A 14,247-nucleotide genomic window follows, 5' to 3' on the forward strand; every position below is an offset into this window, starting at 1 on the left:
GACAGACCACAAATTGGTTCTGGCTCTTATTTTTAATGATTTTGTGATACAATTTCTCTAATGTACACTAACGTTCAAATGTTCAGCGCTGTGCTTCAATAGAAAACGTGCTTGTCCAAAAGCAGTACAGTTGATGGTAATTAGGTTGATTTAAAAAAGGTGATCATAGATGCTTCAAGAATTAGTAATTCATGATTTTGCAATCATTGAAGATTTGGCCATTGAATTTAACAATGGTATGACCGTCCTCACTGGGGAAACCGGTGCAGGTAAGTCAATTATTATTGATGCGGTAGGTTTATTAGCTGGGGGTCGGGGCTCAACCGATTTTATTCGTGCTGGCGCCAAAAAATGTGTTTTAGAGGGTCAATTCGTAGTTAACGACGTTGCGGCGATTAAAGCTAAACTAGATGCTTTTGGTATTCCCCAAGAAGATGACACGATTTTATTGCAACGGGATATTAGCACCAGTGGCCGCAGTGTCTGCCGAATAAATGGTCATTTAGTGAATATTTCCATTCTAAAGAGAATTGGGGAAATGTTAGTGGATATTCATGGCCAAAATGAGCACCAAGAATTAATGTATCCTGAAAAACACTTAGGCTTGCTGGACCATTTCGCGCAAAAGACAGTTGGACCTATTATCAAGCAATATCGTTTGGCGTTTAATAATTACAAACAGTTGTTTACCCGTTTAAAGAAACGGCAGGACAATGAACAAGAATGGGCCCAACGTTTAGATATGTTAAAATTTCAAACCAATGAAATTCAAACTGCCAATGTCAAAGTTGGGGAAGATGAGGCATTGAGTGCCGAGCGCGATCGGTTGGAAAATTATCAAAAAATTAATGAGAACCTTGCCAACAGTTATCAAGTCTTAACCGGGGTGGAACCTAACGCCTTAGATCAACTGGGCCAAGCAATGTCGGCCATGCAAGAAATTGCCGACTTAGATGAAGCCTTTAGAGGTATTTCTGAGAGTATCAATAATGCTTTTTACGAGCTGCAGGATACTGCCAGTGATATTTCTCATCAGATTGATAATTTATCTTGGGATGAAGGTCGCTTAGATGAAATTGAAAAACGTTTGGAAACATTAACCGAACTAAAACGCAAGTATGGGCAGAATTTAGCGGCGGTTTTAGATTATTATCAAAAAATCAAAGCTGAACTAGATGAGATGGAATCATCTAATGCTGATAACGATGATTTACAACAACAAGTCCAAGCGGCCCAAGATAAAGTCAAAACGCTGGGGCAAAAGCTCTCAAAGGCCCGACACAAAGCTGCCTTGCAGTTAAAGCAAGCGGTTCAAAAGGAACTGGCTGATTTATACATGGATAAAGCAGAGTTCTCGGTTATTTTTCACGAGAGTGATAAGATTCGCTATACAGAAACTGGGGCAGATCAAGTTGAATTTTATATTCGCACAAACTTAGGTGAAGGCAGCAAGCCCTTGGCCAAAATTGCCTCTGGTGGGGAGTTATCCCGAATTATGTTGGCCATCAAAACAATTTTTTCTCGTAACGAAGGCGTCACTAGTATTATCTTTGATGAAGTTGATACCGGCGTAAGTGGCCGAGTGGCCCAAGCAATTGCCAATAAAATTGCTGTCATTGGTCAAAGCTCACAGGTTTTATGTATTACGCATTTACCTCAAGTGGCGGCAATGGCTGATAACCAACTTCGTATTCAAAAAGTTATTAAGGCTAACCGGACCACTACAACAGTCACGTTGTTACAAAGTCATGCCCGGGTTGAAGAATTGGCGCGGATGATCACTGGGACTGAATTAACCGAGCTTTCTTTAGAACATGCCAGTGAAATGCTGAAATTAGCTGAGGCGGAAAAGAAACATTTAGCAATTAAGGCGTAATTTATAGCAAAGGGGATGTTTGAAGCATGGCAAAAATAGAATTTGAAATTATGGAACATATCGGCATTTTATCAAAAAATGAAGCCGGCTGGCAAAAGGAATTAAATTTAGTATCCTGGAATAAACGGCAACCTAAGTTTGATTTGCGGGATTGGTCAGAAGACCATACTAAAATGGGTAAAGGTGTCACCTTGACCAATGAGGAATTGGCGCAACTAAAGGATATTTTAGCGAATATGTAGGAACTCATAATTTATGTTGAAATGTGCCTCAAAAAAGTGCAAAATAGTATGTATTAAACAAAAAAAGGGGCCAGTCAAAGAATGTCAAATCGTGGCATGCTAATTGTCCTGTCTGGACCTTCTGGTGTGGGTAAAGGTACCGTCAGACAGGCAATGTTAAAAGATAAAGATCAAAATTTTAAGTACTCCATATCTATGACGACTCGCAACAAACGTCCCGGAGAAGTTGATGGCGTTGATTATTTCTTTCGGTCCAAGATGGAATTTGAATCTGAGATCGAAAATGGTGGTATGCTAGAGTATGCCAAATATGTTGATCATTACTATGGCACGCCATTACGCTACGTGAATGAAACTCTGGAAAGTGGTACGGATGTCTTTTTAGAGATTGAGGTCAATGGTGCGATGCAAGTTCGCAAAAAATGTCCAGACGGTGTTTTCATTTTCTTAACACCACCTGACTTAGTGACCTTACGCGATCGGATCGTTAAACGTGGGACTGATGACGCGGCAACGATTGAAAAACGCCTTGAAAAAGCACGTAGTGAAATCAAAATGATGCAAAACTATGATTATGCCGTCGTTAATGATAAAGTAGAGCTAGCGGTTCACCGTATCGAAAAGATAATTGAGAGTGAACATTTACGCGTGCCTCGGGTAATTGATATTTACAAAAAAATGATAGGAGTTGTGAACAGATGATTTCATATCCTTCAATTGATAAATTGTTAGATAAGGTTGATTCACGGTATTCATTAGCTGTCTTAGCGGCTAAGCGGGCTCACCAATTGGAAGCTGGCGATGTTAGGATGCTTTCTTCATATAAGTCTCCTAAATCTGTAGGGCAAGCTTTGGAAGAAATTGCTGATGGCAAAGTTGTCATCGATCCAAAATCAATTTTACTTGAAAAAGAAGCCGAAAAAATGGATGACCAAGCGAAACGCGATTCATCTAATTAATAATAGTTAAAGCTCTTCCCTAATTGTTATAATTGGTGAAGAGTTTTTTTGTAGTTATAAGCCGATGTATGGGAGAGAAAATAATGTTCAATCAAAAAAACATTACCATTTTTATTAGCGGGGGTATTGCAGCATATAAGGTACCTCTTTTAGCCCGATTATTGCAAAAAGCGGGTGCCAACGTGCGGGTAGTCATGACCGAAGCTGCCCAAGCATTTGTGACGCCATCTGTATTTGAAGCATTATTGCATGAACACACCTATACCCAATTATTTGCAGATCCGCAAAATCCCAAAGTAGTGCATATTGAAATTGCCGATTGGACCGAAATTGCAATTATTGTACCAGCAACAGCTAATGTAATTGGTAAAATGGCCAATGGCATTGCCGATGATTTATTAACATCAACGTTACTGGCTATTGATGGACCTAAGTATTTAGTGCCGGCGATGAATTCTAAAATGTTGCATAATCCGGCCGTAGTACGCAATCTAGCGCGTTTGACCACTGATGGTATCAACGTATTGCCCACAGTCAAGGGACTGTTAGCTGAGGGGTACACGGGTGATGGTCGAATGCTAGAACCACAAGAAATTTTTGACTATATTGAGTTGACTGAAAGTATTCGGCAGTCGAATTCGCACTTAAAACACAAGCGGGTTTTAATTTCTGCGGGGGGGACCCGGGAACGCATTGATTCTGTTCGTTATATCACCAATGATTCTTCCGGTAAAATGGGTTATGCTTTGGCTAAAGCCGCCGCATATGCGGGGGCAACAGTGACCTTGGTGAGCACCATTCATAACTTACCAGTGCCTTTGGGCGTGGAATTGGTTACGGTGCAGTCTGCACTAGAGATGCAACAGGCCATCGAAAGCCGATTTGATCAGTTAGACGTGGTCATTATGGCCGCCGCGGTTTCAGATTATCGCCCAGCTCAAAGTCTGGCTTATAAAATTAAAAAGAATTCAAAGGATGATTTAACTGAGTTAAAACTGGTTAAAAATCCAGATATTTTAGCTGGGTTAGGTCAAAAAAAACAACATCAATTTCTAGTGGGTTTTGCGGCTGAAACATCTAACTTAGAGAAATACGCCCTCACCAAGTTGGCGGACAAACATGTGGATATGATTGTGGCCAATGATGTGAGCCAAGCTAATATTGGCTTTAACAGTGATGACAATGCCGTGACCGTTTTGACCAATACTCAAAAAAGTATTCGGTTGGCCCAAGCCGCCAAACCTTTAATTGCACAAAAACTAATTGAATTAATTAGCCAACATATTTGACCGAGGTGAAACTAGTTGAAGATTGCCAAAGTTATTGTTGATGTTCCTGTAATGCAGACTAACCGACCTTTTGATTATGAAATCCCCCGAGCGATGACGCCCTTGATTCAAAAGGGATTGCGGGTCGTGGTTAGTTTTGGCAAAGGCAATCGCTTATTGCAAGGTTATGTCGTTGACATTGTTGATAAACAAGCTGTGTCAACACCATTAAAACCAATTGTAGATATTATTGATTTAGAACCGGTTTTGACCCCTGAACTTTTAGAACTCTCAGATTGGCTGGCCAAAAGTACCTATGCATTTCGGATCACCTGTTTGCAAACAATTTTGCCAGGGGTGATGCGGGGGAGTTATGACAAAGTAGTTCATGTGTTACAGCCAGATTATCCCCAGTTGCCAACTTTTTTAAAGCAAGCTGCACCGGTGGTATTAGACGACCAAGTGGGCAAAAGTGAGTTGGCTGCGCTGTTGAAATTAAGACAAGCAGGGGTCATTCGCTTTGAGTACCAGGTGCATAATAAAGCGAAAATTAAAACCCAGCGGGCCATTATGTTATCTCAATCAGCCGAAAGTCTGTTACAACAAGCGCAGGCTTTGCCGGAACGGCTCAAAAAACAAAAAGAGTTATTACATTATTTGGCCCGACAAACGGCTGATGCTGACTTTGTTTGGGTTAAAACTGTGCAGTCATTATTTTCGGCCAGTGTATTAAAAACAGCGCTCAAACATCAGTTGATCACTATTAAGGCCCTTGAAGTTAAAAGACGTGTGTTACCCGACAAGCGGGTTGCCGAAGCACCACGTCAGTTATTACCCGATCAAAAACGCGCTGTTGCAGCAATTGATCAAGCCACTAATAATAAGTTGGCCAAGGTATTTTTAGTGGAAGGGGTAACGGGTAGCGGCAAAACAGAAGTTTATCTTCAAACTATGCAACGGGCTTTAGACTTGAATAAAAGTGCCTTGATGTTGGTGCCAGAAATTGCGTTGACGCCACAAATGGTGCAACGGGTTTTTCAACGTTTTGGCAACCAAGTTGCTGTATTGCATAGTGGTTTATCCGAAGGTGAAAAATATGATGAATGGCGTCGCATCCGGGAAGGCAAAGCCAAGGTTGTGGTGGGGGCTCGCTCGGCTGTATTTGCCCCATTAGAAAACATTGGGATCATCATTATGGATGAGGAACACGAATATAGTTACAAGCAAGAAGACACACCGCGTTATCATGCCAGAAATGTGGCCATTCATCGCGCCGCCTACCATCATTGTCCCTTAGTGTTGGGCAGTGCTACCCCATCCCTTGAATCAAGAGCGCGAGCCCAAAAGGGTGTTTATCAATTATTACGTTTGCCCACACGGGTGAATCAGGCCCCATTACCCAAGGTACAAATTATTGATATGCGGGAAAATATTGAACAACATCAAACGTTAGACTTTTCCAGAGCACTTAGTGATGCAATTAGTGTACGTTTGGCTAAAAAAGAACAGAGTGTCTTAATGCTCAACCGGCGCGGATTTTCATCTTTTGTAATGTGCCGCGATTGTGGCTATGTGGTCAAATGTCCTAATTGTGATATTTCACTAACTTTGCATATGGACACACATACGTTAAAATGTCATTACTGTGGTCATGAAGAACCAATTCCTAAGAAATGTCCGAATTGTCATAGCAATAAGATTCGTTATTATGGCACCGGAACAGAAAAGGTCGAAAAGGAATTACAAGAGATGTATCCAAAGGCACGGATTATCCGCATGGATGTGGATACGACCCGGAAGAAGGGGGCCTATGGTCGCTTGTTGAAAGCTTTTGGCGACGGCCAAGCAGATATATTGCTAGGCACGCAAATGATTGCCAAAGGCCTGGATTTCCCCAATGTGACCCTAGTCGGTGTTATCAATGCGGATACTGCACTGGGCTTGCCTGACTTTCGTGCTAGTGAGCGAACCTTTCAATTATTGACACAAGTTGCAGGGCGCGCTGGTCGGGGGGCCAAAAAAGGAGAAGTTATCATCCAAACCTATAATCCCGATCATTATGCGATTCAGCTGGCCAAGTCTCAAGACTATGAAAAGTTTTTTAGAACAGAAATGAATATCCGCCATCAGGGTAACTACCCGCCATATTATTTTACTGTCCGTTTGGCTTGTAGTGATCCAGAAGAAAATAAAGCTGCAAAAGCGGCTTTTAGTATTTTAAAATTATTGCAGCCAGGGCTATCGCAAAAGGCAATTATCTTAGGACCATCTCCGCGGGCTATTGCCCGAATCAAGAATAGATATTATTATCAAATCATTGTGAAATATAAACAAGAACCTAAATTAGCCCAAACGTTAGATCATATTTTAAATTTGACTCAAAAATCAAACTATCGCCAATTGCAAATCTCTATCGATCAAGAACCATTACAATTTATGTAAGACGAGGTGTGTACAATGTCATCAATTATTTTTATGGGAACGCCCGATTTTTCAGTGGTCGTTTTGAAGGGCTTATTAGCGGCTGGCTATGATATTAAAGCAGTGGTGACCCAACCAGATAAACCAGTGGGGCGCAAACACAAACTGACGCCTTCACCAGTGAAAGCTTTTGCGAGTGAAGCTGGACTGGAAGTTTTACAGCCAGTTAAAATCAGTGGCAGTCCTGAAGCTGCCCGTATTCAAGCACTACAGCCAGATTTTATTATCACGGCTGCCTTTGGCCAATTTTTACCCATGTCAGTTTTAAACGCAGCTAAAATTGCCGCAGTGAACGTTCATGGTTCCTTGCTGCCTAAGTACCGAGGTGGGGCACCGATCCAAATGGCCATTATGAATGGTGAAAGAAAAACGGGCATTACTATTATGTATATGGCTAAAAAGATGGACGCTGGAGACATGCTGGCTCAAGCGGCTATCCCAATTGAAACCACAGATACGTCAGGTTCTATATTTGAGAAATTAAGTCAAGTAGGTTCGAAACTATTGCTTGAAACACTGCCTAAAATTGCGGCGGGTACGATTGTACCCAAGGCGCAGGATCCAGACAAAGTAACGATTGCTTATAATTTGACACCTGAACAAGAGGTGCTAGATTTTACGCATACAGCGTCGCAATTGGATCGACAAATCAGAGCGTTGAATCCTGATCCTGGGGCGTACACTTATTTTGAAGGCCAGCGCCTTAAAGTGTGGTTGGCAAAAGTGGTGGATGTCCCTAACGATGGTGCATTACCAGGAACCGTGTTGATTAAGAATAAGAAAGAGCTTATCATTTCCACTGGTAGTGAACTTGAAAGCTTAGCTTTACTAGAACTTCAACCTGCGGGTAAGGCAAAGATGCCAGTTGCAGCCTTTTTAAATGGCCTGGGTCAACAGCTCGAAGTAGGGACACCATTTATTGAAAAGATACCAGGAGGCGGAACTCATCACTAAATCACCAAGAGAATTAGCGCTAAGTGTATTGCTGGCAGTCCTTGATGAAGGTGCCTATTCAAATTTGAAACTAGACCAAACGCTACGCCAACATGATTTATCGAGCCAAGATACGAATTTTGTTACCAATTTGGTATATGGCGTATTGCAACATAAATTAACTTTAGATTATCAAGTGCAGCCCTTTTTAAAAACAGCCAAGAAAACACAGCCTTGGATTTTGATTGTATTAAATATAGCGGTTTATCAAATGTTTTATTTGGACCGTGTGCCCACGCGGGCGGCTATTTTTGAAGCCGTCAAGATTGGCAAGGCCCGAGGCAATGGTGGCATCGGTAATTTGATCAATGCTGTTTTGAGAAATGTGCAACGCCAAGGTTTCCGAGATCCCAAGTTGATTGCAGATACTAACGAACGTTTGAGTATTCAGTACAGCGTGCCGGCCAAAATCGTCGCTATGTTGACAATGCAGTTAGGGCTAGCAAAAACTGAAGCTATTTTGACGGCTGTTAACCAACCGCCACAAAATAGTGTGCGGGTCAATACGACCGTCACGACTGTTGCCAAAGCCCAGGCTGAGTTAAGAGCAGCTGATTTTGATATGAAAGCCAGTCGAATTTCTGATGTGGGTCTGGTAGCACCTAGTGGACATTTAGCCGCAACAGCACTATTTCAAGCGGGTGCAATCGTGATGCAAGATGAAAGTGCTCAATTGGTGGCACCAGCCCTGCAAGTTCAGCCAGGTGATTATGTCCTGGATGCTTGTGCTGCCCCTGGGGGGAAAACGACACAAATTGCGACTTACCTTGATCCAAATCAAGGGGGGAAGGTTTTAGCTCTTGATTTATATGACCAAAAAATTAAATTGATCAATCAAAATGCCGAAAGACAGCATGTGGCCGAATTGGTGACTACTCAGCAGATGGATGCCCGCCAAGTGAGTGATCATTATCCAGCTGAGAGTTTTGACAAAGTATTGGTGGATGCACCGTGTTCAGGAATTGGGCTTATCCGACGTAAACCCGAGATTCGTTACCGCAAAGAGATAGAAGATTTTAAAAATCTGCAAAAGTTGCAATTACAGATTTTAGAAAGTGCGGCCTGGGTATTAAAGCAACATGGCCGCTTGGTCTATAGCACTTGTACCATTGTTCAAGAAGAAAATGACGCTGTTGTAGCGGCTTTCTTGAAAAAGCATCCCAATTTTTCTCTAGAACAAACTTACACTAAAGCAAACTTAACAACCACAAATAAAACCCTGACAATCTATCCAGATGATTACAATTCTGATGGCTTCTTTATTGCCAGTTTAAAACGAAATTAATTGAGGTGAAACCGTGAAATTTGCATATCGTACGGATGTTGGAAAAAGAAGAGAAAACAATCAAGATTCTGTTGGGGTCTTTAACAATGCCGTCGGCGCCCAAATCGCGATTGTGGCTGATGGGATGGGCGGCCACTTAGGCGGGGATGTCGCGTCAGAAATGGTCGTGACCCACTTGGGTAATGCTTTTGAAGCTAATCAATCACAAACCATTGATGATTTGATTCGTTGGTTGGTTTTTGAATTAGATTCCGAAAATCAGCGTATTTTAGAAACGGCCTTACATCATACCAATCTTTCAGGGATGGGAACGACTTTTGTAGCTGTGTTAATGATTGCCGATACATATATCGTGGCCAATATTGGCGATTCCAGATGTTATCGGTTGCGAGCTGGTGAATTAACGCAGTTAACAGAAGATCATTCCTTCGTTAACGAGCTGGTCAAGCATGGCGATATCTCCCCTGAAGATGCCAAACATCATCCTCAGAAAAACTTAATTACCCGTTCTTTAGGTATCTCTAAAGATGTAGATGCTGATGTCACGATTTATCACAGTTTTCCTGAAGATTATTTGTTACTTTGCTCTGATGGTTTGACCAATATGGTTTCTGATGCGCAAATTCAAAAAATTCTCACCACCTCGGGTTCTCTACAAGATAAATGCGATACTTTGGTGACCCTGGCCAATGACAACGGTGGTTCAGATAACATCACCGCGCTCTTACTTTATGAGGATTCCGAGGTGAGCAGCTGATGATGGAAACCAATCATATTTTAAGCGGTCGTTATAAAATCATTAAGCCCATTGGTGAAGGTGGTATGGCTAACGTCTATTTAGCTGATGACCTACAAACCAAAAAGCAAGTGGCTATCAAGGTCTTAAGGATGGATTTACAGTCTAACGATGATACAAAACGGCGCTTTCAGCGTGAGGCGCGGGCTTCACGTAAGCTAAATCATCCCAACATTGTCAAAGTGTTTGATATTGGTGAAGAAAATGGCATGAGCTACATTGTTATGGAATATGTGGTTGGTATGGATTTAAAACATTATATTCAAAAATATTTTCCCATTCCTTATCAAAAAGTTATTGATATCATGTCAGAAATTCTCGATGCCGTGCAAGTTGCCCATGACCATGATATTATCCACCGGGATTTAAAACCTCAAAACATCATGATCGATAACCACGATCACATTAAAATAATGGATTTTGGCATTGCAGTGGCCTTACACGACAATTCTTTAACACAGACCAATACCTTGTTAGGGTCAGTGCACTATTTATCGCCGGAACAAGCTAAAGGCGGGATGGCTACTAAACAGTCGGATATTTACGCCTTAGGGATTATTTTGTATGAACTGTTAACGGGGAAAGTCCCCTTTGAAGGCGAATCTGCCGTGTCGATTGCCATCAAACATTTTCAAAGTGAGATTCCTTCAGTACAGAAATTTGATCCCAGAATTCCGCAAGCCTTAGAAAATGTGGTCTTACATGCCACAGCTAAAAATCCAAAGGATCGTTATTTGTCTGCCAAAGAAATGAAGGCCGACATCCAGACTTCTTTGCAAAAGAGCCGCGCTAATGAAGCCAAATACCTGCCGGCGCTGCGCGATGATCTGGATGAGACAAAAATTATTGATGTACCTGCTAAAAGCGATTTAACAACGCCGGATAAAAAGCAATCTCGGAAATTAGCATTTCTTAAACGCAAACGATTTTGGCTTTGGGCAGGTATTTTGGGTTTATTGGTGATATTAATCACGGGTATTGTGATTGGCAGTGCTAAAAAAGATGTGACGATCCCCGATCTTTCCGGGATGAGTCAGACCCAAGCTGAATCCACCTTAGGCGATAATCACTTACAAGTTGGTGATGTGGCCCAGCAACATGACGACAATGTCCAAAAGAACCGCGTCATCAAAACCATCCCCAATAAGGGCATGGTGGTCAAAGAAAATAGCCGGGTGGGACTTTTAATTAGTTTAGGCCCGAAAAAAATCGAAGTCGCCAATTATGTCGGTAAAAATTATACTGACGTCGCCAAGACGTTGAAAAAACTTGGATTCACTGTACGTAAGACAACGGTCACTTCCAATGACTATGCCGCCGGTCAAATCACCAAACAAGATGTGCCAGATGGCAAGAAAGTGATTCCTAGAGATACCATCATCACCTTTACGGTAAGCACAGGCGAAGCCGTCATCAATATGCGGGATTTGACCAATTATACCCAAAAGAGTGTTCAAGATTATGCCAACGAAAATGGGTTAAACGTCAGCTTTAGTAGTGCATACTCCGATACGGTTGAAAAAGGGCTGGTTATTTCTCAAAGCCCAAGTGCTGGTACACCAATCAGCCGAGAAGCCAATATAAAGGTATCCTTATCCTTAGGTAAAAGACCGGTTAAACCTGCTACCACAACGTTTTCTAAAACCTTAACTATTCCTTACAATCCTGTGACCACAAGTAGTACGAGCGCCAGTACCAGTAGCAGTACGCAGAGCAGCAGTACATCAAGTTCAAGTCTCAGTTCAAGTGCCCAATCCAGTGGCGGTGTCCAAGAAAACCATGTAACGATTTTTATTCAAGACAGCACCCACAATATTAATACGGTTTACAAACAGTTTCCCATTACCCAAGATACGCAAGTTAATTTGAGTTTTACAGTGAAACAAAACGAGTCAGCTTATTATCGGATTGTCCGGGATGGTGAATTGATCATGAGTGATGAAGTTCAAGCACCACAATAGCGTTGACAAAAAATAAATAACTCGTAAAAATAATAGGGCACACACCTTTAACGTAGAAATGGAGTGAACCATGAAAGGCCAAGGCAGAATTGTAAAATTAATCGGTGGTTTTTACTACGTGGATGATGGCCAAGCTGTTTATCAAACACGGGCCCGGGGAAATTTTCGTAAAAAAGGGATCAAACCGTTAGTGGGGGATGAAGTTATTTTTGAGTCTTCCAATCCCACCGATGGCTACATTTTGGAATTACTAGCGCGAAAAAATACATTGGTACGGCCGCCAGTGGCCAATATTGATTTGGTAATTACCGTCACATCGCTTAAAGAACCGGACTTTCAAGCTAATTTATTGGATCGTTTTTTGGTCATGCAACACTTTGCGGCGATTAACACTTTGTTATACGTCACCAAGGGCGATTTATTAACGCCAGCTGCTTATGGCGTGTTTGAACCAATCTTTGCTTACTATCAAAGGATTGGCTACCCGGTATTGATGACGCAAAACCCTTTCCTTGCTGAGAACTTACAGGCATTAACCGATCATTTGCAAACGCAAACGGCAGTGGTCACCGGGCAGTCCGGGGCAGGAAAATCCACGTTATTGAACCATTTAAATCCGGATTTAGCTTTAGCCACTGGGGTGATCTCACAGAGCTTAAATCGTGGGAAACATACGACTCGACAAGTAGAATTATTAAAGTTTGGATCGGGCTGGATTGCCGATACCCCAGGTTTTTCTTCTTTAGAGATTGATCAAATTCCTTTGGATGAATTAAAGGATCAATTCGTGGATTTTGTGCCTTTTAGTGCCCAGTGTCGGTTTAGGGGTTGTCAACACGTGAATGAACCAGGTTGCGCAGTTAAAAACGCAGTGGCCGATAATGAGATTGCCTCTTGGCGTTATGATAATTATTTACAGTTCAGAACTGAAATTGAATCAAAAACAAGATTTCAATATAAACGTAAGTAAGGAGTTGATGGCTATGAAGATAGCGCCATCTATTTTAAGTGCTGATTTTTTAAATTTACAAAGAGATGTTGAAAATTTGGAGGCCAATGGGGCTGATTTGCTGCATGTGGATATTATGGACGGCCATTTTGTCCCTAATTTATCCTTTGGCCCGCAGACGGTGGCAGCATTAAGACCGCTAACTAAGTTACCGTTAGATGTCCATTTGATGGTCGATGGACCAGAGCAGTTTATTGAGACCTTTGCTAAGGCCGGGGCTGATACAATTTTGGTGCACTTAGAAAGTACACCTCATATTTATCACGTATTACAGTTGATTCAAAAATACAATGTTAAAGCCGGTATCGTCATTAATCCTGGTACCCCAGTGGACGCTTTAAAGGCTGTGTTGCCGATTGTACAACAAGTTTTAGTGATGACGGTTAATCCTGGTTTTGGTGGGCAAGAATTTTTGGAAACAACACTTTCAAAAATTACGCATTTGGACCAATTGCGGCAAGTTGAAGCCGATTATGATTTTGAAATTGAAGTTGATGGGGGTATTAATGATCAAACCATTAAATCCACAGCAGATGCTGGTGCAGATATATTCGTTGCTGGCTCTTATGTATTCAGCGCCAATACACCTGGGCAACAAATTCAAACACTAAGGAATCTGATTGAATGAAGCGGATAAATATTTTAGTGGGGGGCCCAGAAGCCAATTGGCCGCAAGTTTTACAAACAGCACCGCAAAGCATCCCCGGTGACTGGTTGGGTGTGGATCGGGGCACTTTAAGGCTATTGAAGCTGGGATTGACCCCAATCCTTGCTGTAGGTGATTTTGATTCATTAGATGATGCTGAATTAAAGACCATCCAACAGCAAGTTGCTAATATTCATTATGCCAAACCAGAAAAAGATGATACTGATAGTGAGCTGGGCTTAAGTCTAGCGATTAAGGATTTGCAGGCAGATGAAATTGTGCTTTACGGAGCCACCGGTGCTAGAATTGATCACTTCCTCGTTAATTTATTCATGATCTTAGAACCCCGATTCATTAGCCATGCTGAGCAGATATTTATCGTGGATCGGCGCAATACTATTCAGTTCTTTCGGCCTGGGCACCATGAATTAAGTCAGGAGGTAGACAAGCATTATTTGGCGTTTACCAATTTAACACCAGTAACTAATTTCTCAATTATTGATGCTAAATATCGTTTGAGTCATGTAGATTTAAGTTATAGTCAGGCCTTTGCCAGCAACGAATTCATCAATTCCACGGTACACTTTGAATTCGATAGTGGCGTTATCTGTACCGTACAAAGTCGAGACTAATTAATGAAAAAAGGGTACAAAAAAAGATCGACGATATCGTCGATCTCAGATTGAAGACAAACTATACTTTTTCGTTAAAGTTGTAGTTTGTCTTTTTAT

Annotated in this window: 13 protein-coding genes; all 13 read left to right on the plus strand. The window is 41.7% G+C overall.

From position 1 onward, the window contains the following. Positions 1–169 precede the first annotated feature (169 nt). The 13 genes from recN (at position 170) to FC83_RS03610 (ending at position 14,148) form a co-directional block, all read left to right on the plus strand. Positions 170–1,876, plus strand: a complete 1,707-nt coding sequence (gene recN / locus FC83_RS03550) for a DNA repair protein RecN (RefSeq protein ID WP_057002402.1) — start codon at positions 170–172, stop codon at positions 1,874–1,876. A gap of 26 nt (positions 1,877–1,902) precedes the next feature. After that, positions 1,903–2,118 carry a YdbC family protein gene (locus tag FC83_RS03555; RefSeq protein WP_035452444.1) on the plus strand — a complete coding sequence of 72 codons (216 nt, stop codon included), beginning with the start codon at positions 1,903–1,905 and terminating at the stop codon, positions 2,116–2,118. An 81-nt stretch (positions 2,119–2,199) separates the two neighbouring features. Continuing rightward, positions 2,200–2,820 (plus strand): guanylate kinase, encoded by a 621-nt coding sequence (gene gmk, locus FC83_RS03560; protein WP_035452447.1) that lies wholly within the window; start codon positions 2,200–2,202, stop codon positions 2,818–2,820. Continuing rightward, positions 2,817–3,077: a DNA-directed RNA polymerase subunit omega gene (gene rpoZ / locus FC83_RS03565; RefSeq protein ID WP_035452449.1), complete on the plus strand. Its 261-nt coding sequence runs from the start codon at positions 2,817–2,819 to the stop codon at positions 3,075–3,077. Before gmk ends, rpoZ begins: the two co-directional genes overlap by 4 nt. 83 nt (positions 3,078–3,160) lie before the next feature. Beyond that, the gene (coaBC, locus tag FC83_RS03570) at positions 3,161–4,366 is read left to right on the plus strand and encodes a bifunctional phosphopantothenoylcysteine decarboxylase/phosphopantothenate--cysteine ligase CoaBC (RefSeq protein ID WP_057002403.1); all 1,206 of its coding nucleotides are present in this window, start codon (positions 3,161–3,163) and stop codon (positions 4,364–4,366) included. A 15-nt stretch (positions 4,367–4,381) separates the two neighbouring features. Next, on the plus strand, positions 4,382–6,787 hold the full coding sequence (priA, locus tag FC83_RS03575; RefSeq protein WP_269083172.1) for a primosomal protein N': 2,406 nt from the start codon (positions 4,382–4,384) through the stop codon (positions 6,785–6,787). Positions 6,788–6,802: 15 nt separating this feature from the next. Next, positions 6,803–7,780, plus strand: coding sequence for a methionyl-tRNA formyltransferase (fmt, locus tag FC83_RS03580; RefSeq protein ID WP_035452451.1), 978 nt, complete (start codon positions 6,803–6,805; stop codon positions 7,778–7,780). Then, positions 7,746–9,104 (plus strand): 16S rRNA (cytosine(967)-C(5))-methyltransferase RsmB, encoded by a 1,359-nt coding sequence (gene rsmB, locus FC83_RS03585; protein ID WP_235184262.1) that lies wholly within the window; start codon positions 7,746–7,748, stop codon positions 9,102–9,104. Before fmt ends, rsmB begins: the two co-directional genes overlap by 35 nt. Before the next feature lie 13 nt (positions 9,105–9,117). Further along, complete coding sequence (locus FC83_RS03590; RefSeq protein ID WP_035452453.1) at positions 9,118–9,861, plus strand: Stp1/IreP family PP2C-type Ser/Thr phosphatase; 744 nt, start codon at positions 9,118–9,120, stop codon at positions 9,859–9,861. After that, on the plus strand, positions 9,861–11,861 hold the full coding sequence (gene pknB, locus FC83_RS03595) for a Stk1 family PASTA domain-containing Ser/Thr kinase (protein ID WP_035452454.1): 2,001 nt from the start codon (positions 9,861–9,863) through the stop codon (positions 11,859–11,861). The genes FC83_RS03590 and pknB overlap by 1 nt, the downstream gene beginning before the upstream one ends. Before the next feature lie 70 nt (positions 11,862–11,931). Next, entirely contained in the window at positions 11,932–12,831 is a 900-nt protein-coding gene (gene rsgA / locus FC83_RS03600) for a ribosome small subunit-dependent GTPase A (protein ID WP_035452456.1), read from the plus strand. A gap of 13 nt (positions 12,832–12,844) precedes the next feature. Then, entirely contained in the window at positions 12,845–13,498 is a 654-nt protein-coding gene (rpe, locus tag FC83_RS03605) for a ribulose-phosphate 3-epimerase (protein ID WP_057002404.1), read from the plus strand. Beyond that, complete coding sequence (locus FC83_RS03610) at positions 13,495–14,148, plus strand: thiamine diphosphokinase (RefSeq protein WP_035452458.1); 654 nt, start codon at positions 13,495–13,497, stop codon at positions 14,146–14,148. Before rpe ends, FC83_RS03610 begins: the two co-directional genes overlap by 4 nt. Positions 14,149–14,247 lie beyond the last annotated feature (99 nt).

It is taken from the genome of Agrilactobacillus composti DSM 18527 = JCM 14202 (assembly GCF_001436375.1).
GTDB classification, from domain to species: Bacteria; Bacillota; Bacilli; order Lactobacillales; family Lactobacillaceae; genus Agrilactobacillus; species Agrilactobacillus composti.

Excerpts from the sequence above, each read along its gene's own strand:
- recN (WP_057002402.1), top strand. The coding sequence starts at position 170 with ATGCTTCAAGAATTAGTAATTCATGATTTTGCAATCATTGAAGATTTG.
- FC83_RS03555 (WP_035452444.1), top strand. The coding sequence starts at position 1,903 with ATGGCAAAAATAGAATTTGAAATTATGGAACATATCGGCATTTTATCA.
- gmk (WP_035452447.1), top strand. The coding sequence starts at position 2,200 with ATGTCAAATCGTGGCATGCTAATTGTCCTGTCTGGACCTTCTGGTGTG.
- rpoZ (WP_035452449.1), top strand. The coding sequence starts at position 2,817 with ATGATTTCATATCCTTCAATTGATAAATTGTTAGATAAGGTTGATTCA.
- coaBC (WP_057002403.1), top strand. The coding sequence starts at position 3,161 with ATGTTCAATCAAAAAAACATTACCATTTTTATTAGCGGGGGTATTGCA.
- fmt (WP_035452451.1), top strand. The coding sequence starts at position 6,803 with ATGTCATCAATTATTTTTATGGGAACGCCCGATTTTTCAGTGGTCGTT.
- pknB (WP_035452454.1), top strand. The coding sequence starts at position 9,861 with ATGATGGAAACCAATCATATTTTAAGCGGTCGTTATAAAATCATTAAG.
- rsgA (WP_035452456.1), top strand. The coding sequence starts at position 11,932 with ATGAAAGGCCAAGGCAGAATTGTAAAATTAATCGGTGGTTTTTACTAC.
- rpe (WP_057002404.1), top strand. The coding sequence starts at position 12,845 with ATGAAGATAGCGCCATCTATTTTAAGTGCTGATTTTTTAAATTTACAA.
- FC83_RS03610 (WP_035452458.1), top strand. The coding sequence starts at position 13,495 with ATGAAGCGGATAAATATTTTAGTGGGGGGCCCAGAAGCCAATTGGCCG.